This is a genomic window from Arthrobacter sp. 05N33_2 (assembly GCF_056397425.1).
Genome location: NZ_JBFTNJ010000005.1, coordinates 15333 through 41270 on the forward strand (window position 1 = coordinate 15333; position 25938 = coordinate 41270).

Consider the following 25938-nt stretch of genomic DNA (forward strand, 5'->3'; position numbering starts at 1 on the left):
TCCTAACCCACGCGCTCTTTGCGGCCCAGAATGCCCTGAGGGCGGAACAAGAGGACAACAATCATGATGAACAACGCTCCCACGTATTTGAGGTCGGCTGCGAGGCCGAACACGGTGGTCAGCTCAACGAAGATGCCGACGATGATGGAACCGACCAGGGCGCCCCAGACTGTGCCGAGGCCGCCGAGGGTGACGCTGGCGAAGATGAGCAGCAGGATCTGCGAGCCCATGTCGAAGGTGACGCCGGGACGGTAGTAGGCCCAGAGGATGCCGCCGAGGGCGGCGAGCATGCCGCCGACCACCCAGACGATCCGGATGACGGAGTCGACGTCGATGCCGGAGGCCGCGGCCAGCGCCGGGTTGTCGGCCACAGCACGGGTGGCCTTGCCGAGGCGGGTCTTGAGCAGGACGATCCCGAGGGCGGCGATCACGACGGCGCTGACGAGAAGGGACAAGAGGTTGTTGGGGGAGATGGAGATCGGGCCGATCAGGATTTCCACGCTCTGGGCGAACGGCAGTTGCTGGGTGGCGCCGCCGAAGTAGAACTGGATGATGTAGCGCACGGACAGGGCGAGGCCGATGCTGACGATCATCATCGGAACAAGTCCGGTTCCGCGGCGCCGCAGGGGTTTCCACAGGCCCGCGTCCTGGACGTAGCCGAACAATCCGCCGCCGATGACGGCCAGGATGACGGCCAGCCAGAACGGCAGGTGCATCTGGTTGAAGGCGAACACCAGCACCGCGCCGAGGGTGACCATTTCACCGTGGGCGAAGTTGGTCAGGCCGGTGGTACCGAAGATCAGGGACAGGCCCACGGACGCGAGGGCGAGCAACAGGCCGAAGCTCAGGCCTGCCACCAGCCGGTTGAGCAGGTTTTGCATGAAGTTCTGCTGCTCCACGACAATGCCCTTGCCAAACGTGAAGATCACCGAGAGGTTTGAGGTCTGGCTGAAGGTGACGTTGCGGGGGTTCTCCTGGCCCTCGGCCAGTTTGATGCCCTGCGGAAGCGTGGACTCATCGAGTTTGACCTCGTAGGTTCCCTGGGTGGGGACGCCGATGGTCCAGGCGCCGTTGGCTCCCGATTTCGTGGTTCCCGTGAAATCGCCGCTCGTGGCGGTGATGGTCACCCCGGGGATCGGTGCGCGGTCGTCGCCGCGCAGGAAGCCGCTGATGCTGTTCGTGAACTGGGTGGCCGACGGGGATGGTGTCGGCGAGGGGGTCGTGGCGCTGGACGCCGGGGCCACGATGAGCAGTAGCGCAGCCGTGGCTGCAAATACTGACCCCACAGCCCTCAATAGTCTGCCGCGCCGTCTCTGCGACAGGCCGCTCGTTGTGCTTCTCAAATTGAAAACCTCCACATGGGGGTGCTGTGGGTTGCGCCTTTGCAACCGTTGCGAACGGTCAGGGGACGAGCGTCTGGCATTACGATCATGTGTTGTGATGTCCGTCACCCTGTGTGGCCTATGCTACAGCCCGGGGGACCCAAAGAATGCCGCCGCGAGCAGGGAGAACGTCGCGATCGGGTAACAACCGTGTAGCGCCGCCGACACCTTGCTGTAGCCCAGCTAAAGAAAACTTTTGTTGATTCCGAGTATGCCTAAACAGTGGCCTGCCCGGTCCCCAATTCGCCGGGCCACTCGGGGCTGGCGCGGGCGGCCGGGCACGTCCGCTCCGGCCCGCGTCACCGCCACCCCCAAGCTTTTCCCAAGCCCGCCGGCGTTATGGTGCGAAGAGCGCCAGAACCCGAGTCCGTTCGTTCCGGGATCCGGCCGGCGCCGAAGGCAGGGGCCGATCGTGGAGGGCCGACTGATGAACCGGGTGGTCAAGCTGTGCCTCGCGGGTTCGCTTGTACTGGCGATCCTGGGCCTCCCGGCGCTCAGCCTGGGCCCCGAACCCGCTGGGGCGCAGGCCTGCGTTCCCTCCACGGAGGCACTCAGGGACCCCTATCCGGGGATCCAGGCGGCGGCGTCCAGCTTCGAGGCAGGCACCCTGGACGGGTTCGGCATTTCCGCGGCCGGGACGGGGAACGCCTCGGTGTCCACCGGGCTCTCGCACTCCGGGAACTGTGCCGCCCTCCTGCACACCACCGCGGCGCCGGGCTCCATCGCCAGGCTGACGGTGGGCCTGACCCCCGGGACCACGGAGGCATATGCGGACGGCTGGTTCAACATCGCCGCCGAAGGAATGGCGGGAAACAATGTTCCCTACTTCCGGTTCTTTGCCGGCGGAGTCCGCGTCCTGGATGTTTTCCGGCAGAACATCTCCCATGAGCTCGTGCTCCGTACCTCGTCACCCGCAGGGTTCGCCTACACCACCTTGCGGCGGGACGTCCCGACTGACTCCTGGCACCGGCTCGTCATGCACGTGGTCCCCAACGGCCCCGGGACCAACGTCCAAGTCTGGTGGGACGGGCGTTCGGTCTACGCCGGCACTGTCAGTATTTCCGCCACGACGCTCGACACGCTCCAGCTTGGCTCCGAACACGATCAGCAAATGGCCGACATCTATATCGACGACGTCATTGTCAACAGCGGCACGGGAACGCCGGCGCCGGTTCCCGGCCCCCTCCCGGAGCCGAAGGGGGACCCGTCGCGGCGGTTCGACGATTTCCACGGTGACGGACAGTCCGGCCTGCTCGCGGCCGGCACCGTCACGAGCCGCACTGTCGCGAGCCGCACTCTCGCGAGCCGCGCCGGGAGGCCGRCGTCCGCGGACATGCTCGGCCTGAAAAACCCGCTGACCTAGATCACGGTTCGGTTGCGGCGGTCCCCGTGGGGAACTATCCCTCCCTGTCAGCCGTGGGAATTGGTAGCGTGACTATATAAAACCCTGTTTCGTCTAGTCCGCAACGCACTAGTCCGCATCGCACCGGAACATCACCCACCCCCTTATTTTGGAGGACACCCGCAATGGCACATGGCGGAAACCCGATCTTCAGCGGAAAGAATTTCCGCGAAGCCACCCAGGCACCGCCTGCCCCGCAGGCCCCATACGGTCAGAACCCGTATGGCCAGACCGCTTACGGCCAGGCCCCGGGCCAGGGCGGGTGGAAATCGGCCCAGCAGGGCATGACCCAGGAACAGCTCCAGGACCTGTACAACCGCCCGGCGGCCGGGCCGGCTGACATTGGACGGATGACGTACGACGACGTCATCGTCAAGACCGCCGGGTGCCTCGGCATCCTGGTAGTCGGCGCCGCAGTGGCGCTCGCCGTCCCGCAGGGCACTGGATCCATGCTGATGATCCTCGGAGCCCTCGGCGGCTTCGCCCTCGCAATGGTCAACACCTTCAAGAAGCAGCCGTCGCCCGGACTGATCCTGGCCTACGCCCTGCTCGAAGGATTCTTCCTCGGCGGCCTGACCCGCATCCTCGACAACCTGTTCCCGGGAGTCGGCATCCAGGCCGTCGTCGGGACGCTGTCCGTCTTCGCCGTGACGCTGGTGCTATTCAAGAGCGGCAAGGTCCGGGCGACGCCCAAGCTCATGCGGTTCTTCATGATCGCACTGATCGGCTATGCGGTGTTCGCGCTCATCAACCTCTTCATGATGATGACCGGGGCCGTGACCACGCCGTTCGGACTGAGCACCAGCGTGGAGATCATGGGCATCCCGCTCGGCGTCTTCATCGGCGTGCTGGCGATTGGCCTGGCCGCCTTCTCCCTGATCATGGACTTCACGTCCATCGAGGCGGCCATCAGCGCCGGCGCCCCGCAGCGATTCTCCTGGACCGCTGCCTTCGGCCTCACGGTCACGCTGGTCTGGCTCTACGTCGAGATCATCCGGCTCCTGGCCATCCTCCGCGGCGACGAGTAGCCGGCGTCGTTCCTGAACGACCCTGATTTCCCGCGAGGAGCCCCGCCCAACGGCGGGGCTCCTCGTGTTTGCGGCGACGGGAACCTGCTGCAGCCCATCAGCTGCAACGCCTCAGCTGAGCCGCTCGAACACAACCGCCATGCCCTGGCCGCCGCCGACGCACAGCGTGGCCAGGCCGAGGGAGGCATCGCGGGCGCGGAGCCCGTTGAGCAGCGTGGTGGTCATGCGTGCGCCGGTCATCCCGAAGGGGTGGCCGAGCGCGATGGCGCCGCCGTGGACATTGAGCTTCTCCGGATCGATGCCGAGCTCCCGGGCGCTGGCCACCGCCTGGACCGCGAAGGCCTCATTGAGCTCCACCAGGTCGATGTCCCCGATGCCCAGCCCAGCGATCGCGAGTGCCCGGCGGGTCGCCTCCACCGGCCCCATGCCCATCAACTCCGGGGACAGGGCGCTGACACCGGTGGAGACGATCCGGGCTAGCGGTTCGAGGCCCAGTTCGCGGGCGCGCGAGTCACTCATGACCACGACGGCGGCGGCCCCGTCATTGAGCGGGCACGCGTTCCCGGCCGTCACAGTGCCGCTACTGCGGAAGACGGGCTGCAGGGCGCCGACGGCCTCCGCGCTCACACCGGGACGCGGCGAATCGTCGCGGTCCACCACCGAGCCGTCGGTGCGGGTATACGGCGTGATTTCGCGGGCGTAGAACCCGGAGGCGATGGCCGCCTCGGCCCGGTTCTGGCTGAGCACCGCCCAGGCGTCCTGCTCCGCGCGGGTGATGCCGTAGCTTGTAGCGACGTTCTCCGCCGTCTGGCCCATGGCGATATACACGTCCGGCATCCGGCCACCCAGCCGCGGGTCGGTCCACGGCGTGTTGGCGGCCGCACGGGCCTCGGTGCGTTTCCGGGCCGCCTCGAAGCGCGGATTGTGCGTGCTGGCGTCGGTCTCACCGGCACCGGACCACTCCCGGTAGCGCGACACCGCCTCCACCCCGGCGGCCACGAACGCCTGSCCYTCGCCGGCCTTGATGGCGTGGAAGGCCATSCGGAKSGTCTGCAGGCTGGAGGCACAAAAACGGTTGATGGTGGCGGCCGGAACGTTGTCCAGCCCGGCCAGGATGCTGACCACCCGGGCCATGTTGGAGCCGGCCTCACCGCTTGGCTCGGCGCACCCCAGATAGATGTCGTCCAGGCCGCGGCCTGGCCCGGCGGCGGCGTCGAACGCAGGAATCCCGGCGAGGGCCGCTGTGATCATGGCCGCGGCGAGATCGTCGGGACGTTCGTCTTTCAGGGACCCTTTGAAAGCCCGGCCGATCGGGCTCCGGGCGGTAGAAACGATGACAGCTTCTGGCATGCGCCCAGACTACGCCCCGCCTAGGCCAGGCGCATGGCTCCGGCCGCGGGGCTGACGCTGAAGATCTCCGGCGCGGCGTACCCGGCCCGGGCGAAGGCACGTTCGACGGCGGAGCGAACCTGCTGCGCCGATCCCGCCGGGGTCAGGGCGATCGCGGAGCCGCCGAAGCCGCCGCCAGTCATGCGGGCGCCGACCGCGCCAGCCGACCGCGCCGTGTCCACGGCAAGGTCCAGCTCCGCGCAGGAGATCTCGAAGTCATCGCGCATCGAGGCATGGGACGCGTCGAGCAGGGGACCGATGGCGGCCGGGCCCCGGGTGTCCAGCAGCTCCACCGTCTGCAGCACGCGCTGGTTCTCGGTGACCACATGCCGTAGCCGGCGGAAGGTCTCCTGGTCCAGAAGCCCGCTGGCCTCCTCGAGATCCTCGAACCCGACGTCGCGCATCGCCCGCACGCCAAGGACCTCGGCGGCGAGTTCGCACGATTCCCGCCGGGCCGCATACCCGCCGTCGGCGTGGGAATGGGAAACCCGTGTGTCGATAACCAGCAGCACCAGTCCCGCGGCGTCGGCGTCGAACGGCACCAGCCGGACACTCTGGTCCCGGCAGTCGAGGAAGACGGCGTGGCCGGCCGTGGCCCGGAGCGAGGCGGACTGGTCCATGATGCCGGTGGGCGCGCCGACGAAGTCGTTCTCCGCCCGCTGGGTGGCCAGGACCATGTCCTGCACGGAGAGGCCGGCGTCCATGAGCCCGTTCAGCGCCGAAATCACGGCGCATTCGATGGCATGGGAGGACGACAGGCCCGCCCCGCGCGGAACCTCGGAATCCAGGAGCAGGTCCACGCCGGGAACCTGGAGGCCCCGCTGCTGCAGGGCCCAGATGACCCCGAGCGGGTACTTTGTCCAGCCCCTGGCGCTGGCGCGGGCCAGCGAGCCGGTCTCCGCGGTGGTCAGCCCCTGGTTGCCGAACGTGGAGAGCATCCGCACGGTGGAATCCGGCCGGACCCGGACGGCAACCCGGGCCGCCCGGTCGATGGCGAACGGCAGGACGAAGCCCTCGTTGTAATCGGTGTGCTCGCCGATGAGGTTGACCCGTCCCGGTGCCTGCCACACGCCGTCGGGCCGGGCGCCGAAGACCGTCTCAAACCGGGCGGCGAGCCCGCGGCCGTCCAGGGGTGGATTCATGGCCTGGCTCCTGCGCTGCTGGAAGTCATGGGTCCAAGGTATACGGGTTCGCGGGGTTGTTTGTGTGGTGCGGGCTGTACGGTGGTCACCATGGATCTCTCAGCGACACCCCCGGCATCCGGCACTGTATCCGCCGCCAATGACACGATGCGCCGGTACGCGTCCGGCCGGCAGTATGAGCTCCGGCGCGGCGACGCCCTGGCAGTCGTCACCGAACTCGCCGCCGGCCTGCGGCTCTACAGCCGCGGAGACACCGCCCTGACGGAAACCTACGGGGATGCCGACATTGCGCCCGGCGCCACCGGCATCACGCTGGCACCGTGGGCCAACCGGGTGGAGGACGGCGTCTGGCACCTCAACGGCAAGAAGCTGCAGCTGGACATCACCGAGGTCTCCCGCAATAACGCCAGCCACGGTCTGCTGCGGAACTCCTCCTACGATCTCGTGGACGAGGACGAGTTCTCCGTAACCCTGGAGGCGGCAGTTTTTCCGCAGCACGGCTACCCGTTTCTTCTGCGGCACCGGGTCCGCTATGAACTGGCCGAGGACCTGGGGCTGGTGGTGCGCCAAACCCTGATCAACGATTCCCAGGACCGCGCGCCGTTCGTGCTTGGCGCGCACCCGTACCTGCGGCTGGGCGACGTGCCCAGCGAGGACCTCACCGTGAGCGTGGACGCCCGGACCAGGCTGGTCGCCGACGACCGCCTCATCCCGCGCAGCAGTGAACCGGTCAGCGGCGACTTCGATCTGCGCGGCGGGCGGCCGGTAGGGACACTTGACCTCGATTCGGCCTACACGGACCTGGAGTTCGACGGCGGCGTCGCCCGGCACACGCTGCGCTCACCCGACGGGCGGACGGTTAGCCTGTGGCAGGACGCGAGCTGCGGGTACGTCCATGTCTTCGTGACGACGGAATTTCCGGGCCGGTCGAAGGCGGTCGCGATCGAGCCGATGACCGGTCCCGCCAACGCGTTCAACAGCGGCGAGGGACTGCGCTGGCTTGCGCCGGGGGAACAGTTCTCCATGACCTGGGGCATCTCCGCCTCGCTGACGGCCGCTGCAGGCTGACGCTGTGGGCTGACCCGGCGGCCTGACCCCAGGAACGGCCCCCGGGCCGGTTGCTGGTTGCTGGTTTCCTATTGAACGTCGCCTACGGAATCATGGGGCTATGACGCCAGCTGAGGACGCCGCACCTGCCACAAGCCCCTCCTATTCCGCGGCCGGGACCGGCGCACGTGCCGGGGCCCGGGTATGGACCGACCGGGAGATCGACCAGGACATTCCCTACGGCGTGCGGATCGCCGCCGCCTGGGCGTGGCGCGGCGGGCTGATCCTGCTCGTGATCGGGTTGCTGGTCTGGCTGCTCAGCCACGTCAGCTTCCTCATCATCCCCGTCATGGTGGCTGCCCTCCTCTCGGGGCTTCTCAGCCCCGCAGTGCGCTGGATGGCCAACCGGCGTGTGCCCAAGGGGCTCGCCGTCGCCATCACTGTGCTCGGCTTCATCGGCCTCATCGTCGGTGCGCTGACCCTGGTCGGGCGCCAGCTCATGCAGGGCTTCGGCGAGCTGTGGTCCCAGGCGCTCACGGGCGTGCAGCAGGTTCAGACCTGGCTGTCGGAAGGCCCGCTGCACCTGACGGCCGCCCAGATCGACAAGTACATCGAGGACGCCACCGCGGCCCTGCAGAACAACAGCAGCAGCATCCTCAGCGGGGCTCTGACGTTCGGGAGCACCGCCGGGCACTTCGCCGCCGGCCTGGTCCTGGCGCTGTTCATCCTGATCTTCTTCCTGCTCGAAGGCGACAGAATCTGGGCCTTCCTGGTCAGGCTCATGCCCCGGAAGGCGCGCCGGGCCACGGACGGCGCGGGCCGCCGCGGCTGGACGTCCATGGTCAGCTACGCACGCATCCAAATGTTCGTCGCCTTCGTGGACGCCGTGGGAATCGGCGTCGGCGCCGCCATCATCGGCGTGCCGCTCGCGCTGCCGCTGGGCGTGCTGGTCTTCCTCGGTTCGTTCATCCCGGTGGTCGGCGCGCTGTTCACCGGCGCGATCGCCGTGCTGCTGGCGCTGGTCGCCAACGGGCCCGTCAACGCCCTCATCATGCTGGCGATCGTGCTCGGCGTCCAGCAGCTCGAAAGCCACATCCTGCAGCCCCTCGTCATGGGCAAGGCCGTCTCCCTCCACCCCGTCGCCGTGATCCTGTCCGTCGCGGCCGGCTCCTACCTCGCCGGGATCCCCGGCGCATTGTTCTCCGTTCCGATCCTTGCCGTAGCAAACTCGTCGATTCGCTACATTGCGGGCAGAACGTGGGAACATGATGAAGTGTTGGCAACCGCGGGAGCCGGGGGCGGTCATGCCCCCGAACCCGGCGCAGACACCACCTTCACAGACGTCCACCTGCCGGGCGCAAACCCCGGCGGCGAGGGCGCCGCACCCAACAGCGGTGCTCCGGGCAGTGATGCCGGACGGGGCACCGACGCCTGATCCAAAGAAGGAGAACAGTTCGTGAATACCCTTGAGAGCCTGCCCGTCACGCTGGACGATGTCCTGGAGGCGCAGAAGCTGCTCGACGGGATTATTACGCGGACGCCCGTGGAATCATCGCGGGCCCTCGGCAGCACGGTCGGCGGCGAGGTCTTCCTCAAGTGCGAAAACCTGCAGCGCGCCGGCTCCTTCAAGGTCCGCGGCGCCTACGTGCGGATGGCCAAGCTCTCCGACGCCGAAAAGAAGCGCGGCGTCGTGGCGGCGTCTGCCGGAAACCACGCCCAGGGCGTGGCTGTCGCAGCCAAGAGCCTGGGCATTAAGGCCCGGATCTACATGCCRCTCGGCGTCGCATTGCCCAAGCTCGCCGCCACCCGCAGCCACGGCGCCGAGGTGGTGCTGCATGGCCACAACGTGGACGAGGCGCTGGCGGAAGCCAAGCGCTACGCCGATGAAAGCGGCGCCGTCTTTGTCCACCCCTTCGATGACGTCGACGTCGTCGCCGGCCAGGGGACGGTCGGGCTGGAGATCCTCGAACAGGTCCCCGACGTCGACACCATCCTGATGGGTGTCGGCGGCGGCGGACTCCTCGCGGGCGTTGCCGTTGCGGTGAAGGCGCGCGCCAAAGAACTCGGCCGCGATATCCGCATTATCGGCGTCCAGGCTGAAAACGCCGCCGCCTATCCACCCTCGCTCGCCGCCGACGCCCTCGTCCCGCTCAAGAAGGTCTCCACCATGGCCGACGGCATCGCCGTGGGCCGGCCGGGCCAGTTGCCGTTCAGCATCATCCGCGAGCTCGTCGACGACGTCGTCACCGTCAGCGAAGACGCCCTGGCCCGGGCGCTGATCTTCCTGCTGGAGCGCGCCAAGATGGTGGTGGAACCTGCCGGGGCCGTCGGCGTCGCGGCGCTCATGGAAGGCAAGATCGAAAACCCCGGAACCGTTGCGGTGGTCCTCTCGGGCGGCAACATCGACCCCATGCTGATGCTCAAGGTCATCCAGCGCGGCCTCTCCGCCGCCGGCCGGTACATGACCGTGCGGATGATGCTGGACGACCGTCCGGGCTCGCTGGCCACGATTGCCCGCATCATCGCCGAGAACGACGCCAACGTCACGGGCCTGGACCACACCAGGGTGGGCGGCTCCATCAGCATGGGCGACGTCTCCATCACCGTCAACCTGGAAACCAAGGGCCACGAGCACTGCAGCCAGGTCCTGGCGGCGCTGCGCGCCGAGGGTTTCCAGCCGATCGTGGTGCACTAGGGGCCATGGTGACGGACGCGTTTGGGGGCGGGGAGCCGCGGGAAGGGGAGAGCACCGCGGTGCGGGCCCGCCGGGGACTGCTGGTGGTCGGCTCCTTCGTGGTGCTGCTCTACCTGATCGAGATCCTCAACACCGCACTGTTCCACTCCCTGAACCGCACTTTCGGGCTGCGGCCGCGCAGCCTGGACGGGATCCTGGACATCCTGACCTTTCCGCTGCTGCACTCCAGCCTGGCCCACCTGATGTCCAACACGCTCCCGTTGATCATCTTCGGCTTCCTCGTGTTCCTCTCCGGGCGCCGGGTGTTCATCACCGCACTGGCCGCCAGCTGGCTGGCATCCGGGCTCGTGGTGTGGCTCATCGGCGGCGCCAGCGTCACTGTTGGCGCCTCCGGGCTGGTGTTCGGGCTCTTCGCGTTCCTCCTGGTCCGCGGCTTCATCAACCGGAACTGGTGGCAGATCGCCCTGTCCGTGGTGTTGTTCATGGCCTACGGCGGCATCCTGTTCGGAATCCTGCCCACCGTGGCCAGTTTCGTCTCGTGGCAGGCCCATCTGGGCGGGGCTATTGGCGGTATCACAGCCGCGCTGCTGCTGAGCACCAGGCGCCCCGGTGCGCTGCCAGCGGGACGCTGAGTACCCGGAAAGAGGACACCTCCCCAGGACTCCGGCCAAACCGGCCGGCCCCAACAGCCCCCCGCCAACGGGCGGAAAAAACGACGCCGGCCTCCCCTTGAAGGAGAGACCGGCGTCGCTGTTATGTCGCTGGTGTCAGCCGGCGTACGGCTTGGCGGAGATGATCTCCACCGTGATGTCCTTGCCGTTCGGGGCGGTGTAGCTGAGCTTGTCGCCCTCCTTGTGGCCGACGATGGCCGCGCCGAGGGGGGACTTCTCGCTGAAGACATCCAGGTCCGAGTCGCCGGCAATTTCACGGGAGCCGAGCAGGAAGCTCTCCTCGTCGCCGGCAATCCTAGCCACGACGATCATGCCGGGCTCCACGATGCCGTCGTCGGCCGGGGCCTCCCCGACGTGGGCGTCCCGGAGGAGGGCCGTGAGCTGGCGGATGCGGGCCTCGATCTTGCCCTGCTCCTCCTTGGCAGCGTGGTAGCCACCGTTCTCCTTGAGGTCGCCCTCCTGGCGCGCCGCTTCGATCTTCTGGACGATTTCTGCCCGGCCGGGGCCGGAAAGGTTGTCCAGCTCTGCCTTCAGGCGGTCAAAAGCTTCCTGGGTAAGCCAAGCCGCAGTTGCGCTGTTGGTGGTAGACACGGACTTCTCCTTTGGGTGGTCATACAAGCAAAGACCCCGCCACGGTGGCCACTTTTATGACGCAGTAACCAGCTCAGCGGGGGAAAGGTATTGATCCATTGTAGTCAATCCTGTGGATAAACCAAAGAGGACTGCGGCGTGGATCACACGGTGTCCCAAGCAGCCTCGGACGGCATCACTGCGTGCGCGGCCCGGCACTTGCCGCGGCCTGTGGTCCCGTTATTGTCCGGCGTCGGGAATCCAGCAGCTGTCCACGACGGCGGAGACCGCCTGGGATTCCGTGCGCAGCTGGGTGCGGTGGGCTGTGGTGCGTCCGCCGTCCGTGCCGGCATCGGCCGCGTTCGGCCCGATGTCCACAACCTTCCAGCCAACAATCGCGAACTTCGAGTCCATGGCCTTCACAGCGCATTTCGCCTCCGCTGCCGGGTCCTTCGTGACCTGGAAGTCGATTTCCGTGACCGTGGCGTCGGGGGTGCTGTAGCCGACATCCTTGTAGCTGACACCGCCGATGGCCGCCGACGTCGAGACCCAGGCCAGAAAGGCAATGCCCACGGCGAGGGCGGCGATCAGGATGTTGCGTTTGACCTTGCGGGACAGCGCGCGCTTTTGGCCGCCGTAACGATTGGATAGGCTGTTAGGTGCCGGCGCGGCAGGCTGGTCCTCGGAAGTCACCAGTCCAGTTTAGTGTGGATCGGACCGGGATATTTCCGGCTGGCCGCACAGACCAAGCCGCACACCAACAGACGCACCCCAACAGGGCAGCACAGCAGAAAGAGGAGCCGTCCCACGATGACAGCATCCCCCAGCCCGTCAGCACCGCTTCGTCTGCTGGCGGTCCATGCTCATCCCGACGACGAATCCAGCAAGGGTGCCGCCACGATGGCGATGTATGCTGCCGCCGGCGTGGACGTCCTGGTGGCCACGTGCACCGACGGCTCCCGCGGCGACATCCAGAACCCCGCGATGGAGGGGCAACCGCACCCCAAACGCGACATGGCCGGGGCACGCCGGCTGGAGATGGACGCCGCCGCGAACGTCCTCGGCATCCGGCAGCGCTGGCTCGGCTTCGTCGATTCCGGGCTGCCCGAGGGCGACCCCCTGCCGGCCCTGCCGCCCGGGTGCTTCGCCCTGCAGCCGCTGGAGCGGGCGGCCGCACCGCTGGTCCGGCTGGTCCGGGACTTCAAGCCCCACGTGATCCTCAGCTATGACGAGAACGGCGGTTACCCGCACCCGGACCACATCATGGCGCACCGGGTGGCCGTCGAGGCCTTCGCGGCGGCCGGCGATCCCGCCCGGTATCCGGACGCCGGGGAACCCTGGGTGCCCAGCAAGCTCTACTACGACCGCGCCTTCAGCCCGGACCGTTTCCGTGCCCTCCACTCCGCGCTGGAGGAGGCCGGCCTGCAGTCCCCGTATGCCGAGCGGCTCGCTGCCTGGCTGGAAGCGGACGCCGAGGGGCATACCCCGCCGCCGCCGACACACGCCACCACAACCCAGGTCGAGTGCGGCGATTTCTTCGAAGCCCGCGACGACGCACTCCGCTCACACCGGACCCAGGTGGACCCGGAAGGATTCTTCTTCGCGGTCTCCTCGGCCATGCAGCGCAAGGTCTGGCCGTGGGAGGACTACTCCCTGATCGAATCCCGGATCCCCGTGGATCTGCCGGAAACGGACCTCTTCGCCGGGCTAAGATAGAGACGAAATGGCTCTTCTATCCAGTGTAGAAAAGATGTTGTAGACAAAGCACTGTAGAAAAGTCACCGCAGAAAAGACACCCAGTTCCACAGAAGGTTTCCCACCGTGCATTCCTTGCTCATCGCCCTCGCAACAACCCCGGCGCCGACCCCTACGCCGTCGCTGCGCCCGGGCCTGTCCGAGGACCAGGTCACCCCGGGTCTGCTGGGCTTCCTGCTGACAGCCTTCATCGTGGTGTTGACCGCGCTGCTGATCGTGGACATGGTGCGGCGTATCCGCCGGGTCCGCTACCGTGCCCAGGTGGAGGAAGAGCGTGCGGCCGCCGAGGACGCATCCCAGGAACCAGGGGCCCCGGGCGGCGTATTCCCTGCCGACGGCGCTGCCTTCCGCGCTGACGGCACGGCCTTCCCCGCCGACGGCGGGGTTTCCCGGTCCGACGGCGCGGTTAACCGGCCGGAAGTCAACGGCGATGCGGGACCCGGAACCCGCTGACCGCGGATTCCCCAACCCGCCGTCCGGGGCCTCGAATGCCCTGGCGGCGGAACCCTCTGCGTACCTGCGCCAGCACGCCGGCAACCCCGTTCACTGGCAGCCGTTCGGTGACGCGGCCTTCGCCGCCGCTGCCGCCCGGGACGTGCCGGTGTTCCTCTCAATCGGCTACGCGGCCTGCCACTGGTGCCACGTCATGGCCCATGAATCCTTTGAGGACCATGAAACCGCCGACTACCTGAACGCCCACTTTGTCTCCATCAAGGTGGACCGGGAAGAGCGCCCCGACGTCGATGCTGTCTACATGACAGCGACGCAGGCGATCAGCGGCGAGGGCGGCTGGCCGATGTCCGTCTTCCTCCTGCCCGATGGCCGCGCCTTCCATGCCGGCACCTATTTCCCACCCCGGCCCATGCCGGGCCGTCCGTCCTTCCGGCAGGTCGTTGAAGCCGTGAGCGAGGCCTGGACGGAACGCCGCGGCGCCGTCGAGGCCAACGCGGCCACCCTGGCGCGCGGCATCGCCGCCTCCCAGCCGGCAGCCGCCCTGCGCCTCGACGGGCCGCCCGAACCCCTGGACGCGGCGCTCCTTGGCGAAGCCGTCACCGCCCTCTCCGGCGCCGAGGACCGGGCCCACGGCGGCTTCGGCGGCGCACCGAAGTTCCCGCCCGCGGCCGTGCTCGAATTCCTGATCCGTCACGCCGCAGTGCCCTCGGACAGCATGCCGCCGGCAGCCGCTCCGGACACCGCTGGCCTGGACATAGAGGGCCGGGACTCCGCGGGCCTGGAGACCGCGACGGCGGCCCGGGACATGGCCGGTCGGTGCCTGGCAGCAATGTCCCGCTCGGCGTTGTTCGACCAGCTCGACGGCGGCTTCGCGCGCTATTCGGTGACGGGAGACTGGTCCGTTCCGCACTTCGAGAAAATGCTCTACGACAACGCCCAGTTGCTGCGCGTCTATGTCCATTGGGTCCGGCTGGGCGGCACGCCGGAGTACCCGGCGGCCGAGGCCGCCGGGATTGCCGGGCTTACCGCCGACTGGCTCCTGGCCCGCCTCGGGCTGGCACCTGCGACGGGCCCGGCGCCAGGACCGGCGCCAGCCCCTGCGGCGGGCCCTGCGTCGGGACCGGACACCGGGGTCGTGGCCCTGGCGTCGTCGCTGGACGCCGACACGGTCGTCGACGGCGTGCACGCCGAGGGGGCCAGCTACCTGTGGACTCCCGGCGGCCTTGAGTCGCTCCTGGGCCCGGCCGACGGCGCCGCCGTGGCGGCCCTCATGAACGTCCGAATGCCCGGAAGCGTGAGCGCTGACGGTTCGCCGCTGCATCCGGGCCGGGAGATGTCCGCCGGGGACGCCGCGCTGTGGCAGCGGGTGCGCCCGCTGCTGGCGCAGGCGCGCAGGAACCGGCCCCAGCCCGGCCGGGATGACAAGGTGGTGGCGGGCTGGAACGGGCTGGCAGTCGCTGCCCTCGCCGACACCGGCGCCGTCCTGGCACGCCCGGAGCTTGTGGCCGCGGCGGAGCGGATCGCGGACTATCTTGAGCGCGTGCACTGGCGGCCCGCGGCGGATGGCCCCGGCAGGCTTCTGCGCGTCTCCCATGACGGAGTGGCGGGCGGAATCGGCGGTTTGCTGGAGGACTACGCCTTCTGCGCCGAGGGGCTGTTCGCGCTCTATGCGGTTACCGGGCACACCCGCTGGTATGGGCTGGCCGAGGCCATTCTGGACGCCGCCTGCAGGCGGTTCGCGGCCGACGGCGGCCTGAGGGACGCTGCGGGGGAGTCCGCGCAGGTCACGGCCGCCCAGGGCGGCCGTGACGGCCTGGAACCGTTCGACGGCGCCACCCCCAGCGGCGCCGCCGCGCTGGCCGGTGCCCTGCTGACCCACTCGGCATTCTCCGGCTCGTCCGAACACCGCACCCTGGCGGCCAGCATCCTCGCCCTGTTGCTTCCTCCGCTTGCGGGCCAGGCGCCCCGCGCCGCCGGCTGGCTGCTCGCGACCGCCCAGGCCGCCCTCGCCGGTCCCATCGAGGCCGCCGTCGCCGGACCGGACACCCCGGAACGGGCCGTGCTGCACCGGGAGCTGCTGCTCTCGGCGAGCCCSGGGCTGGTGGTCGCGGTCCAGGCCGCCGGCGCCGCCCGGCCAATACCGCTGCTGCAGGGCCGCGGCGCGGGCCCGGACGGCGCCCCGCAGGTGTTCCTGTGCCGCGGCATGGTCTGCGGCCTCCCCTCGACTTCCGTCGAAGAAATGCGCGGGCAGCTGGCTAGGATGTCCTCATGACTGGTCAGGACGGCTTTGAGCTGGTGGTGTTCGATTGCGACGGTGTGCTGGTGGATTCCGAGGTGATCGCCATCCGGGTGGACCAGCGCGTGCTGGCCGATCTCGGCTGGGACCTGGAACTCGATGACATCGTGGAACGGTTCGTCGGAAAATCCGAGGCGCACTTTGTGGCCGCCGTGGAACAGCAGCTCGGGGTCCGGCTGGCCGACGGCTGGGACCGCGACTACGGTCGCTGGTACCAGGAGGCGTTTGAACGTGACCTCGAGGCCGTTGATGGCATCGAGGACGCCCTGGACCGGCTGTCCCTGCCGCACTGTGTCGCCTCCAGCGGCAGCCACGAAAAGATGCGCCGGACCCTGGGCAAGACCGGGCTGCTGCGCCGCTTCCAGGGCCGCATCTACAGCGCCACAGAGGTGGCCAACGGCAAACCCGCGCCGGACCTGTTCCTCCACGCCGCGGCGAGCCTGGGCACCGCTCCCGGGCGGTGCGCCGTCGTCGAGGACAGCGCCTACGGCGTCCAGGCCGCCCGGGCGGCGGGAATGCACGTCTTCGCGTATGCCGGCGGTGTCACCCCGGCTTCCCGATTGGCCGGTCCCGGAACCACCGTCTTTTCAGACATGCGGCTGCTGCCCGAGCTCATTGCGGCAGGGCATCCCGGCTGAGCCGGGGGCGGGCTCCTGACGCCGGAATTCCCCACGATTGAAGCCGGCGCCCGGCGTGTCGGGCCGAACTGCCGGCGAGTCCCGGCGTCGCAGTTTCAAAGGTGGGGAGAATCAGCGCAGCCGGCGTCAGCCCAGGACCGCGATGGCAATGGCGATGTAGTGCGCGGCGAAGGCAAAGACCGTCAGCGCATGGAACAGTTCATGAAAGCCGAAGTGTTCATAGCTGAAATTCGGCTTCTTCAGCGCATAGAACACGGCTCCCGTGATGTACAGGACCCCGCCGACGCAGATCAGCACCGCCGAGGCAGCGTTGGCGGCGAAAAAGTCCGGCAGATAGAACAGCGAGCCGCAGCCGAGTGCGATATAGATCGGCACATAGAGCCACCGCGGGGCATTGGTCCACAGCAGGCGGAACAGCACACCGAGGATGGCCCCGGACCAGATCACCCAGAGCAGCACTTCGGCTTGCTGCCGGTCCAGCAGGGCCCAGGCGAGCGGCGTGTAGCTTCCGGCGATCACCAGCATGATGTTCGTGTGATCCAGCCGCTTCAGGACGATCTTCACGCGCGGTGACCAGTTCCCGCGGTGATAGACGGCACTGACGCCGAACAGCAGGACCCCGGTAACGGCATAGACGGCGCAGGCCACCTTCAGGTCCGGCGGCGCCAGGATCACCAGCACCAGCCCGGCGGCCAGTGCCAGCGGGGCGGTGACGGTGTGGATCCAGCCCCGCCATTTGGGCTTGATCATCAGCAGTTCAGCCAGGCGCACCGCGGCGTCGTCCACCGGGGTTGCCCGCTTCGCCGGAGGCTCCGGCCGGGGCTCCGGACTGTTGCTTTCCATGCCGTAATAGTAACCTACGCCCTAGTAAGTTACCGGTGAGTAACAAGCGGTCCGGGGCTGTCCTGTGACGGAGCTGCACCCGGCACGGCCCACCGGCAGGTAGCCTAGGATGTGCACTGAACAAGTACCTCAAGGAAGCCAGGTGAATCTCCGGATGGAAATGCCCGGATTCCTCTACGGCTTTTACGAGCGCAAGCTCCAGCGCTCCCTCGATCCTGAACGGATCCCGCGCCACGTCGGCGTCATGGTCGACGGCAACCGGCGCTGGGCCCGCCAGTTCAACGCCCCCACGAGCCAGGGCCATCAGGCCGGCGCGGACAAGATCCACGAATTCCTCGGCTGGTGCCAGGAGCTGGGCATCAAGGTGGTCACCTTGTACATGCTCTCCACGGACAACATGAACCGCTCCGGCGAGGAACTCGACCTCCTGATGGGCATCATCGCCAACACCCTGGACCGGCTGGACGAGGACGCCAACATCTCGGTTCACGCCATGGGCGCCCCCGAGCTGCTGCCGGACTACCTCGCCGAGCGGCTGAACAACCTGACGGCGCGCACGCCCGCGCAGGAGAGGCTGCACGTCAACGTCGCCGTCGGCTACGGCGGACGGCGGGAGATCGTCGACGCCGTCCGGGAACTGCTGCACGACGCCGTCGCCCGGGGAGCGGACATTGGACAATTGGCCGATGAACTCACCGTGGATGACATCTCGCGCTTCCTCTACACCCGGGGCCAGCCGGATCCGGACCTGGTGATCCGGACCTCCGGGGAGCAGCGGCTGTCCGGATTCCTCATGTGGCAGAGCGCGTACAGTGAGTTCTACTTCTGCGAGGCCTTGTGGCCGGCGTTCCGCAAGGTGGATTTCCTGCGTGCCCTGCGCGACTACGCCGGCAGGCAGCGCCGCTTCGGCGCCTGAGCGGTTCACGCGGAGTTCACAAGACGGCAACAAGAATCGCCGAAAAATTATCGGACAAACCGGCCCCCGGAGACGTACGTTAATCCCATCGGCAGGCAATTCGCCGGCCGATCGGGGAGGCCAGTACATGGAGCGGATTTTCGCACCGGGTGTATGGGAGGCCGCGTCCGGCCTCCAGGCCGAGCCGCCTCACCAATAACAATTCCGGGCATTGCCCCGGGGCTGGAGTCGATGTGGCTATTTCTGARCAACTGCCCGACGTCATTTCCGAYCAGGGACAGAAAGCTACCTCTCGCGCCAAGCGAGCCACCTCAAAGACCGGTGCAGCGGATTCCGCGGCGGCCGGTCTTGCTGTTTCCGGGGAAGGAACAGGGAGCCGGGGCACGGCCCGCAGTTTCGTGATCGATACCTCCGTCCTGCTCTCCGATCCGCGGGCCCTCCTGCGCTTCGCCGAGCACGAGGTCATCCTGCCGATCGTTGTCATCACCGAGCTCGAAGGAAAGCGCCACGACCCGGAGCTGGGTTACTTTGCGCGCAAGGCCCTCCGGCTGCTCGATGACCTGCGGCTCGAGCACGGCGGCCTGGACCGTCCCATCCCGCTGGGCCCCGACGGCGGCACGCTCATGGTGGAGCTGAACCATATCTCCGCCGAGGTGCTGCCCGCCGGGTTCCGCGGGGTGGACAACGACAGCCGCATCCTCGCGGTGGCGAAGAACATGGCCAACGAGGGCCGCGACGTGACGGTGGTGTCAAAGGACCTGCCGATGCGCGTCAAGGCCTCGGCCATGGGGCTGCTGGCCGACGAGTACCGCAATGAACTCGTCAAGGACTCCGGCTGGACCGGCGTCGCCGAGCTCGACGCGGGCGAGGACGAGGTTGCCACCTTGTACGGGCACGAGCCGGTATTCATCCCGGCGGCGGCCGAGATGCCGACCAACACCGGGCTGGTCCTGCTGTCCAGCCGCGGCTCGGCCCTCGGACGGGTAGGGGCGGACAAACAGGTCAGGCTCGTGAAGGGCGACCGCGACGTCTTCGGACTCCACGGCCGCTCGGCCGAGCAACGGTTGGCGATCGACCTCCTGATGGACCCGTCGGTCGGCATCGTGTCCCTCGGCGGCCGGGCCGGCACGGGCAAGTCCGCACTGGCCCTGTGCGCCGGTCTCGAAGCCGTCCTGGAGCGCCGGGAGCACCGCAAGGTGATCGTCTTCCGGCCCCTGTACGCGGTGGGCGGGCAGGAACTCGGCTACCTGCCCGGGTCCGAAGCGGAAAAGATGAACCCGTGGGCGCAGGCGGTCTTTGACACCCTGGGCGCGCTGGTCAGCCAGGAAGTGGTGGAGGAAGTGATGGACCGGGGCATGCTTGAGGTCATGCCGCTGACGCACATCCGCGGACGCTCCCTGCACGACGCATTCGTGATCGTCGACGAGGCGCAGTCCCTGGAGAAGAATGTGCTGCTGACAGTGATGAGCCGGATCGGCCAGAACTCCAAGATCGTCCTGACGCACGACGTCGCCCAGCGGGACAACCTGCGGGTGGGACGGCACGACGGCGTGGCCGCCGTCGTCGAGACCCTGAAGGGACACCCGCTGTTCGGCCACATCACCCTCACCCGCTCGGAGCGCTCGCCGATCGCTGCCCTCGTGACGGAGCTGCTGGAGGGGGCGGAGATCTAGCCTCCCGAGGTTGGGGGCCGTGGTCCGGTTCGCCGGACCACGGCCCTTCGCTGTGGTCGGGAAACCGTGGTTGGGTTCGCCGTTGTCGGGAAACCGTGGTTGGGTTCGCCGGGCAGCGGCGTCCCGCCGTCGCTTAGACACCTCCCGTCGCTGCGCTGCGGTCGCTGGGCGACCTTCGCTTCGCTTTGGTCGGCGATGCGCTCCTTAGCGGGACACCGCTGCCCCGCGATGGTGAGACGCCCACCAGCCGGGTCGCCGTCTTTCGTAGAGGAGCGCATCGCGGCGCATCGGATCCCCGGAGGTCGCCCAGCGACCGCAGCGGGTCCCATGCGTCGTGTCTAAGCGACGGCGAAAGGTGGCGGTCCGGCGAACCCAACCACGGCACCCGCAACCACCGCAACCCAGCGACGGGAAGCGACAGGAGGCGTCTGAGCGACGGCGGGCGCCGCGGCCCCGCTGGGGCTATTCGTGGATGCCCAGGAATTTGGCCGTGGGTTCGTGGCCTTTTACCTCGAGCTGCCAGTCGGGGCGTTTGAAGGTGGCGGGGGTGAGGCGGACGTTTTGGACCTCCTGGGCCCTGCCGCCCCAGGCGGCGCGGGTGACGCCGTTGAGCTCGTAGCCGAGGGAGCGTGAGACGCCCAGGGACTGCTGGTTCCAGGCGGCGGCCTCGGATTCCGCCACTTCGGCGCCGAGCCAGTCGAAGGCGTAGAGGGCGACGGCGGCCCGCATTTCCTTGCCGAGGCCCTGGCCGTGCACGCTTTGCCGCAGCCAGGAGCCCGTGGTGACCGTCTTCAGCGTGGCGAAGTCTTTGGCCTCGACGTCCTGGCAGCCGACGAATTCGTCCTCGTGCCAGATGCCGAGCAGGAGGGTCCAGCCCTGCGGTGTCATGTTCCCGCGGCACCGCCAGTACCACTGCGCCATGTTCGGGCCGAGCTCCTCAGTGGGGGATTCGGCCCAGGGCCTGCTGAAGGGGCTGCGGCCCGGCTCGTGCACGCCGCTCAGGGCGGCTGAGACCGCGGCCGGAATGTCCGCGTCGCGGATGGGGCGCAGCTGAAGACGCGGCGTGGTCAGGCTCAAGGCGAAAGGGGGCCAGTAGTCGGCGGGTTCAGTCATCGCAGGAAGCCTAGCGGTGCCGGCGGGCGGATGCGAGTCACGGCCGGGCTATTCCGCGGGGACGTCCCAGCTGATGTGGCGCCGGACGTCCGTGAGGTTCATCGATTCGGCCAGGAACAGGTCATCGAGCATGTATTCGTCGACGCCCAGGATGCGGAGCCAGTGCCCGTAACCGTCCTGCTCTGAGCCGGCCCCGGGCGCGTCCAGCCAGCGGCTCGCAACGCAGACGCCCGTGCCGGAGTCAATCCTCAGCAGCGTGCGTCCCGGACGGCATAGCGGGGCTCCGGGATCGGCGGGACGGTAGGAGAGGTTCGGGCTGACCGTCGATTCCAGGGCCGGCCGGCCCTCGTGGTCTACCTCCGTGATGGGGCCAAGCTCGACGGCGTTGGAGTTGGGGAACTCCAACGGGACGGGGGCGTTCCCCGCAAGCTCCACCGGGTCCAGGACGGCGGCGAACCTGCCGTTGCCGAACGACGGCTCGCCATAAGCTGCCTCCGGGCGGCGGCGCACCAGCCCGTCGTCGTCGTACACCGGCGTAACCAACTGCGGGGGTAGGAGCCAGGTCTTCCTCGTGGAGCTGATATAGAAGCCGCCGCGGGAGTCATTGATGCCGGTGGTGCTGCCGATGACCAGTCCGTCGGCAGTCTCCAGCCGCAAGGCACCGGGCCGGCGCAGCCACCCCCTGACGAGGTCGCCGGGGGAGGGGGCGGCCGGGGAAACCGCGGAAACCGTGAGCGGCCGGTCCAGGTACTCGAACCTCAGCGACTGCCACTTCCAGGGCGATGACCGGCACAGGTTCCGGAAGGCCGCGGCCTTCTCCGCCGGGCCGCGGGGCGCGTCCGGCCCGCGCCGGTTCGTGCTGTCCCATGCGGCCATATCCACAGTTTACGCGCGGGGACCGCCGGGCCGGACGAATATCAAGTAGCATCCGAGGGTGATCGAACGACTCGGCACCCTGGGCGCCGCCAACCCGCTGGCTTTCTGGCTTGCCCTGGCTGCGTGCGCGTATTWCTTCGTGATGGCSGTYCGGCTCACGGTCATTGACGTCCGGCACCACCTGCTCCCGGACAGGATCGTCTTTCCCTCCTATGGGATCGCCGGAGTCCTTCTGCTGGGCGCGGCGGCCAGCCAGTTGCTTCCCGGCGGGCGAGACGTGGCCAGCATAGCCGACGCCGGGGCATTCGGCATTCCGGGGCTCCGTGTCCTGGCCGGCGGGGCAGCCCTCTGGCTTTTCTACTTTCTCTTGCACGCGGTATATCCGCCGGGAATGGGATTCGGCGACGTGAAACTCGCGGGCGTCCTGGGAATGTACCTGGGATTCCTGGGCTGGGGGCACGTCATGGCGGGGACCTTTGCGGCGTTCGTCCTCGGCGGGCTGTGGAGTCTCGGATTGCTCGCCGCACGGCGCGGGACGCTGCAGTCGGCCATTCCCTTCGGGCCCTTCATGCTGGCCGGCACGGCCGCCGCCATGCTGCTGCCGGCCGCCGGATAGGCCGACTGCACGGCCATCCCGGCCTGCCGGAGCCGACCGGCCGGCACGCGGCAGGGGCGCCGCACCCCCAAAGGTTGCGGCGCCCCTGCTGGCACTCACCGGCTGCTGCCGGGCCGTCTCCGGACCRTCAGTTTCCGGACACTGAGCCGCGCAGGCGGGTGAGCTCGTCTTCGTGGCCGGACCCACCGGTGTTGCCGTGGGCTGAAAGCCCTTCCGGCCCCGTGGACTCCGCGGCGTCGGCGGCGTGGCGGGTTGCCGCCCGTTCCGCCTCGAGCCGCTCGGCTTCCTCGCCGCCGACTGCTTCGCCGCGGGCCACCATGCCGGCGGTGTCCGACAGGGGGATCTGCTTGAGGGTCAGGGCCAGAATCAGGGCGATGACCAGGAAGGGCAGCAGGTACCAGAAGACGGGGGCGAGCGAGTCCGCGTAGGCGTTGACAATCGCGTCCTTGAGCTGCGCCGGGAGCTGGCTGAGGACCTGGGGGTCCATCGTCCGGGTGGACTGCGACGCCTGCTCAGCGGACGCCCCGGCGCCGGTAAAGGCATTGGTCAGGGACTCGGAGAGCCGGGTGGTGAAGATGGAGCCGAACACCGCGACGCCCAGGGATGCGCCCACCTCGCGGAAGTAGTTGTTGGTGCTCGTGGCCGTGCCGATCTGGTCCGCCGGCACCGAGTTCTGGACCACCAGGACAATCACCTGCATGATCGAGCCCAGGCCGGCGCCGAAGACGAACAGCTGCACGCAGATGACCCAGATGGGCGTGGCGGCCGTGAGTGTGGTCAACCACAGCATTGCCGCGATGGTCAGGGTGGCCCCGAGGATCGGGAACATCTTGTACTTGCCGGTCTTGGAAATGCGGATGCCGGAGAAGATGGCCATGCCCATGAGTCCCACCATCATGGGCAGCATCAGCAGGCCGGATTCGGCGGCGGAGGTCCCGGAGGACATCTGCAGGAAGGTCGGGACGAAGGCGATAGCCGCGAACATGCCCAGCCCGAGGGTGAAGCCGATGGCGGTGGAGTTCACGAAGATGCGGTTCTTGAACAGGCTCAACGGAATGATCGGGTCCTCGGCCCGGCGCTCCACCAGAATGAAGGCCGTAGCGGCGAGCACCAGCCCGGCGCCGAACGCCCACGTCAGCGGGGAATCCCAGCCTTCGTCCTTCTTGCCGCCGAAGTCGGTGAAGAAAATCAGGCACGTGGTGGCCGCGGAGAGCAGCAGCACGCCCAGGATGTCGATCCGCTTCTCGGCCTTCTTGTTCGGCAGCGTCAGGGTGAACCAGGCGATGGTGAACGCGGCGATGCCGATCGGGATGTTGATGTAGAAGGCCCATTCCCAGGTCAGGTRGTCCACGAAGAAACCGCCCAGCAGCGGTCCGGCGACGGCGGAGAGGCCGAAGATTGCGCCCAGCGGGCCCATGTACTTGCCGCGCTCCTTGGCCGGAACGATGTCGGCGATGATGGCCTGGGACAGGATCATCAGGCCGCCGCCGCCGAGGCCCTGGATAGCGCGGAAGACCACGAAGCCCCAGAAGTCGGTGGCGAGGGCGCACCCGACGGAGGCGAGGGTGAAGAGCCCGATGGCGATGAGGAACAGGTTCCGGCGGCCCAGGATGTCGCCGAACTTTCCATAGATGGGCATGACGATCGTGGTGGCGAGCAGGTAGGCCGTGGTAATCCAGGCCTGGTGTTCCACGCCGCCGAGCTTGCCGACGATCGTCGGCATGGCGGTGGAGACGATGGTCTGGTCAAGGCTGGAGAGCAGCATGCCCGCGATGAGGGCGGAGAAGATGATCCAGATGCGTTTCTGGGTCAGCAGCAGCGGCTCGGCTGCTGGTTTGGTGCTGACGGCGGCGCTCATTGCGCTCCTTCGGAAGGGTTGGGCTGGACTGTATTTGACTCGACTCCGTCGAAGTGGACTGTGTCGAACTGGGACATGGTGAACGGCAGGGAGAAGAGCGTGCGGGCTGCTGCAATGTTTTCCAGCAGCAAGTCCTTGTAGGGGCGGGCGTTGCCCTCGGAGAAGTAGTCGGCGCTGGTTTTCCTGGCGACGTTTCCGAGGAGGACCACGGCCATGCGGACTACGGGATGATCGGCAGGTACGCCTTCCCTGGCCGCGAGCAGCCGGGCGAAGTCGGCCTCGCGTGCCTCGGTGGCGCCGATGATCTTCAGCATCAGCTGGGGCTCCTTCTTGATCACCCCGATCAGCTGGCGGGTCTCTTCCTCGGAGCCGCTCATCCGCTCTGACAGATCAAGGGACAGGCGCACGAGGTCGGCGAGGAGTGAGGCCGAGATTTCCCCGGCGGGCGAACCCGCGCCGCCCGCCATGAACCGGGCCACCACCTCTTCCGGAAAGTCGTCGTCGACGTGGCCCAGGATCGCATCTTCCTTGGCAGGGAAGTAGTTGAAGAAGGTCCGGCGGGAGATGCCCGCGCGCTCGCAGACTTCCTCCACGGTGTAGCCGCTGAGGCCGCGTTCGGCGGTCAGGGAACGCGCGACGGCGGTGATCGCCGCCCGTGTTGCGGCCCGCTTGCGCTCGCGGAGGCCGCCCGAAGTAATTGCACTGTTTCCCATGAAGTGTATTTTTGCACTAAATTATAAATAGTGCAAAAGAAACTTTGGGCTGTTTGGGTTGTTTGGGCTGTTGCCGGCAATAATGTCGCTGCCCGGCCGTAGCCTGCTCCTGTCCAGCCATACCGCTGGCAACAGGTGGCCCGCGACGAGGCAGAAGCGCCGTCGGGGCCGGAAATGGGGAAGCATGACAGATTCAGCCCTGACGCACGTGTACGTCCTCCTGGACCGTTCCGGGTCGATGAGCGCCATCGCCGATGACACTGTGGGCGGGTTTGCGGCGTTCATCCGCGAACAGCGGGCAGTGGCGGGCCGGTGCCGGCTGTCGCTGGCGCAGTTCGATGACACCTACGAGCGCGTCTACGCCTCGGTGGACATCCAGGACGTGCCGGCGCTGGACCTGCAGCCGCGGGGCAGCACCGCCCTGCACGACGCCATGGTCCGGCTGATCGGCGAAGCGGGTGCGGAACTGGCGGCCCTTCCGGAGGACAAGCGCCCCGGCACTGTGCTGGTGGCCGTGCTGACGGACGGCCACGAGAACTCCTCGCGCGAGGCCACGGGCGAGCTGGTCAAGGCCCTGGTCCAGCGGCAGCAGAGCCAGTGGGGCTGGCAGTTCACGTATTTGGGCGCCAACCAGGACGCCGTATTGACCGCCGGCGGCCTCGGCATCCGCGCCGAAGACGCCCTGACCTACGCCGCCGGGAACGTCGATGCTGCCTTCTCCRTCCAGTCCGCCAAGACGCGGCGGTTGCGGGAGGCACGGATCGGCGGTGCCAGCATGGCGGATGCCGCGGCCGCGGCGGCGTACACGGCGCAGGAGCGGGAAGCCGCCGGCGGGGAACCGCCCCGGGTCTAAGTTCTGACC

Annotated in this window: 24 protein-coding genes; 14 read left to right on the forward strand and 10 right to left on the reverse strand. The window is 68.1% G+C overall.

What is annotated here, in order from left to right; genetic code table 11:
• Positions 1–2: 2 nt before the first annotated feature.
• Positions 3–1286 carry a branched-chain amino acid ABC transporter permease gene (locus AC1DHX_RS05375; RefSeq protein WP_476856583.1) on the reverse strand — a complete coding sequence of 428 codons (1284 nt, stop codon included), beginning with the start codon at positions 1284–1286 and terminating at the stop codon, positions 3–5.
• A 508-nt stretch (positions 1287–1794) separates the two neighbouring features.
• Between AC1DHX_RS05375 and AC1DHX_RS05380 the strand changes: the two genes are divergently transcribed.
• Complete coding sequence (locus tag AC1DHX_RS05380; protein WP_476899888.1) at positions 1795–2745, forward strand: hypothetical protein; 951 nt, start codon at positions 1795–1797, stop codon at positions 2743–2745.
• Positions 2746–2909: 164 nt separating this feature from the next.
• On the forward strand, positions 2910–3812 hold the full coding sequence (locus AC1DHX_RS05385) for a Bax inhibitor-1/YccA family protein (RefSeq protein WP_476859150.1): 903 nt from the start codon (positions 2910–2912) through the stop codon (positions 3810–3812).
• Positions 3813–3923: 111 nt separating this feature from the next.
• Here the strand turns inward: AC1DHX_RS05385 and AC1DHX_RS05390 are convergent, their stop codons facing one another.
• Together AC1DHX_RS05390 and galK are read right to left on the reverse strand one after the other, a co-directional pair.
• Positions 3924–5162, reverse strand: coding sequence for an acetyl-CoA C-acetyltransferase (locus AC1DHX_RS05390; RefSeq protein WP_476899889.1), 1239 nt, complete (start codon positions 5160–5162; stop codon positions 3924–3926).
• 20 nt (positions 5163–5182) lie between these two features.
• Positions 5183–6343 carry a galactokinase gene (gene galK, locus AC1DHX_RS05395; protein ID WP_476859148.1) on the reverse strand — a complete coding sequence of 387 codons (1161 nt, stop codon included), beginning with the start codon at positions 6341–6343 and terminating at the stop codon, positions 5183–5185.
• A 90-nt stretch (positions 6344–6433) separates the two neighbouring features.
• Between galK and AC1DHX_RS05400 the strand changes: the two genes are divergently transcribed.
• The 4 genes from AC1DHX_RS05400 (at position 6434) to AC1DHX_RS05415 (ending at position 10717) form a co-directional block, all read left to right on the forward strand.
• Positions 6434–7411 (forward strand): aldose 1-epimerase family protein, encoded by a 978-nt coding sequence (locus AC1DHX_RS05400; protein ID WP_243180042.1) that lies wholly within the window; start codon positions 6434–6436, stop codon positions 7409–7411.
• A 100-nt stretch (positions 7412–7511) separates the two neighbouring features.
• The gene (locus AC1DHX_RS05405; RefSeq protein ID WP_476849095.1) at positions 7512–8825 is read left to right on the forward strand and encodes an AI-2E family transporter; all 1314 of its coding nucleotides are present in this window, start codon (positions 7512–7514) and stop codon (positions 8823–8825) included.
• 21 nt (positions 8826–8846) lie between these two features.
• The gene (gene ilvA / locus AC1DHX_RS05410; protein WP_026537791.1) at positions 8847–10085 is read left to right on the forward strand and encodes a threonine ammonia-lyase; all 1239 of its coding nucleotides are present in this window, start codon (positions 8847–8849) and stop codon (positions 10083–10085) included.
• A gap of 5 nt (positions 10086–10090) precedes the next feature.
• On the forward strand, positions 10091–10717 hold the full coding sequence (locus tag AC1DHX_RS05415) for a rhomboid family intramembrane serine protease (RefSeq protein ID WP_476849094.1): 627 nt from the start codon (positions 10091–10093) through the stop codon (positions 10715–10717).
• A gap of 135 nt (positions 10718–10852) precedes the next feature.
• Here AC1DHX_RS05415 and greA read toward each other — a convergent pair whose 3' ends face one another.
• Both greA and AC1DHX_RS05425 read right to left on the reverse strand, forming a co-directional pair.
• Complete coding sequence (gene greA, locus AC1DHX_RS05420) at positions 10853–11347, reverse strand: transcription elongation factor GreA (protein WP_028277369.1); 495 nt, start codon at positions 11345–11347, stop codon at positions 10853–10855.
• A gap of 219 nt (positions 11348–11566) precedes the next feature.
• Positions 11567–12019, reverse strand: a complete 453-nt coding sequence (locus AC1DHX_RS05425; RefSeq protein WP_476849093.1) for a DUF4307 domain-containing protein — start codon at positions 12017–12019, stop codon at positions 11567–11569.
• A 117-nt stretch (positions 12020–12136) separates the two neighbouring features.
• On the opposite strand from AC1DHX_RS05425, the gene mca reads away from it, so the two are divergent.
• From mca to AC1DHX_RS05445, 4 genes are all read left to right on the forward strand, one after another.
• The gene (gene mca / locus AC1DHX_RS05430) at positions 12137–13042 is read left to right on the forward strand and encodes a mycothiol conjugate amidase Mca (RefSeq protein WP_230008780.1); all 906 of its coding nucleotides are present in this window, start codon (positions 12137–12139) and stop codon (positions 13040–13042) included.
• A 105-nt stretch (positions 13043–13147) separates the two neighbouring features.
• The gene (locus tag AC1DHX_RS05435; protein ID WP_223914167.1) at positions 13148–13534 is read left to right on the forward strand and encodes a hypothetical protein; all 387 of its coding nucleotides are present in this window, start codon (positions 13148–13150) and stop codon (positions 13532–13534) included.
• Positions 13512–15806: a thioredoxin domain-containing protein gene (locus AC1DHX_RS05440; protein WP_476859147.1), complete on the forward strand. Its 2295-nt coding sequence runs from the start codon at positions 13512–13514 to the stop codon at positions 15804–15806. The genes AC1DHX_RS05435 and AC1DHX_RS05440 overlap by 23 nt, the downstream gene beginning before the upstream one ends.
• A complete protein-coding gene (locus AC1DHX_RS05445; RefSeq protein ID WP_230012707.1) occupies positions 15803–16468 on the forward strand; it encodes an HAD family hydrolase in 666 nt (221 codons plus the stop codon). The genes AC1DHX_RS05440 and AC1DHX_RS05445 overlap by 4 nt, the downstream gene beginning before the upstream one ends.
• Positions 16469–16594: 126 nt before the next feature.
• Here AC1DHX_RS05445 and trhA read toward each other — a convergent pair whose 3' ends face one another.
• Positions 16595–17311, reverse strand: a complete 717-nt coding sequence (gene trhA / locus AC1DHX_RS05450) for a PAQR family membrane homeostasis protein TrhA (protein WP_230009209.1) — start codon at positions 17309–17311, stop codon at positions 16595–16597.
• A 154-nt stretch (positions 17312–17465) separates the two neighbouring features.
• On the opposite strand from trhA, the gene AC1DHX_RS05455 reads away from it, so the two are divergent.
• Both AC1DHX_RS05455 and AC1DHX_RS05460 read left to right on the forward strand, forming a co-directional pair.
• Positions 17466–18227 carry an isoprenyl transferase gene (locus AC1DHX_RS05455; protein ID WP_043436292.1) on the forward strand — a complete coding sequence of 254 codons (762 nt, stop codon included), beginning with the start codon at positions 17466–17468 and terminating at the stop codon, positions 18225–18227.
• A 233-nt stretch (positions 18228–18460) separates the two neighbouring features.
• On the forward strand, positions 18461–19900 hold the full coding sequence (locus tag AC1DHX_RS05460; RefSeq protein WP_028277376.1) for a PhoH family protein: 1440 nt from the start codon (positions 18461–18463) through the stop codon (positions 19898–19900).
• Between the two features lie 462 nt (positions 19901–20362).
• Here AC1DHX_RS05460 and AC1DHX_RS05465 read toward each other — a convergent pair whose 3' ends face one another.
• Positions 20363–21013 (reverse strand): GNAT family N-acetyltransferase, encoded by a 651-nt coding sequence (locus AC1DHX_RS05465; protein WP_476859146.1) that lies wholly within the window; start codon positions 21011–21013, stop codon positions 20363–20365.
• 48 nt (positions 21014–21061) lie between these two features.
• Complete coding sequence (locus AC1DHX_RS05470) at positions 21062–21889, reverse strand: hypothetical protein (RefSeq protein WP_476849089.1); 828 nt, start codon at positions 21887–21889, stop codon at positions 21062–21064.
• A gap of 58 nt (positions 21890–21947) precedes the next feature.
• Between AC1DHX_RS05470 and AC1DHX_RS05475 the strand changes: the two genes are divergently transcribed.
• Entirely contained in the window at positions 21948–22505 is a 558-nt protein-coding gene (locus AC1DHX_RS05475) for a prepilin peptidase (protein ID WP_476899890.1), read from the forward strand.
• Between the two features lie 127 nt (positions 22506–22632).
• On the opposite strand, the gene AC1DHX_RS05480 is transcribed toward AC1DHX_RS05475, so the two are convergent.
• Both AC1DHX_RS05480 and AC1DHX_RS05485 read right to left on the reverse strand, forming a co-directional pair.
• Positions 22633–24363 carry an MDR family MFS transporter gene (locus tag AC1DHX_RS05480; RefSeq protein ID WP_476899891.1) on the reverse strand — a complete coding sequence of 577 codons (1731 nt, stop codon included), beginning with the start codon at positions 24361–24363 and terminating at the stop codon, positions 22633–22635.
• Positions 24360–25076, reverse strand: a complete 717-nt coding sequence (locus AC1DHX_RS05485) for a TetR/AcrR family transcriptional regulator (protein ID WP_476859145.1) — start codon at positions 25074–25076, stop codon at positions 24360–24362. Before AC1DHX_RS05485 ends, AC1DHX_RS05480 begins: the two co-directional genes overlap by 4 nt.
• Positions 25077–25260: 184 nt before the next feature.
• Between AC1DHX_RS05485 and AC1DHX_RS05490 the strand changes: the two genes are divergently transcribed.
• Positions 25261–25929: a VWA domain-containing protein gene (locus AC1DHX_RS05490; protein ID WP_476899892.1), complete on the forward strand. Its 669-nt coding sequence runs from the start codon at positions 25261–25263 to the stop codon at positions 25927–25929.
• Positions 25930–25938 lie beyond the last annotated feature (9 nt).

Bases quoted from the DNA above. Each gene is read 5' to 3' on its own strand.
- AC1DHX_RS05385 (WP_476859150.1), top strand. From the start codon at position 2,910: ATGGCACATGGCGGAAACCCGATCTTCAGCGGAAAGAATTTCCGCGAA.
- galK (WP_476859148.1), bottom strand. From the start codon at position 6,343: ATGAATCCACCCCTGGACGGCCGCGGGCTCGCCGCCCGGTTTGAGACG.
- AC1DHX_RS05400 (WP_243180042.1), top strand. From the start codon at position 6,434: ATGGATCTCTCAGCGACACCCCCGGCATCCGGCACTGTATCCGCCGCC.
- AC1DHX_RS05405 (WP_476849095.1), top strand. From the start codon at position 7,512: ATGACGCCAGCTGAGGACGCCGCACCTGCCACAAGCCCCTCCTATTCC.
- AC1DHX_RS05415 (WP_476849094.1), top strand. From the start codon at position 10,091: ATGGTGACGGACGCGTTTGGGGGCGGGGAGCCGCGGGAAGGGGAGAGC.
- mca (WP_230008780.1), top strand. From the start codon at position 12,137: ATGACAGCATCCCCCAGCCCGTCAGCACCGCTTCGTCTGCTGGCGGTC.
- AC1DHX_RS05445 (WP_230012707.1), top strand. From the start codon at position 15,803: ATGACTGGTCAGGACGGCTTTGAGCTGGTGGTGTTCGATTGCGACGGT.
- trhA (WP_230009209.1), bottom strand. From the start codon at position 17,311: ATGGAAAGCAACAGTCCGGAGCCCCGGCCGGAGCCTCCGGCGAAGCGG.
- AC1DHX_RS05455 (WP_043436292.1), top strand. From the start codon at position 17,466: ATGGAAATGCCCGGATTCCTCTACGGCTTTTACGAGCGCAAGCTCCAG.
- AC1DHX_RS05465 (WP_476859146.1), bottom strand. From the start codon at position 21,013: ATGACTGAACCCGCCGACTACTGGCCCCCTTTCGCCTTGAGCCTGACC.
- AC1DHX_RS05470 (WP_476849089.1), bottom strand. From the start codon at position 21,889: ATGGCCGCATGGGACAGCACGAACCGGCGCGGGCCGGACGCGCCCCGC.
- AC1DHX_RS05485 (WP_476859145.1), bottom strand. From the start codon at position 25,076: ATGGGAAACAGTGCAATTACTTCGGGCGGCCTCCGCGAGCGCAAGCGG.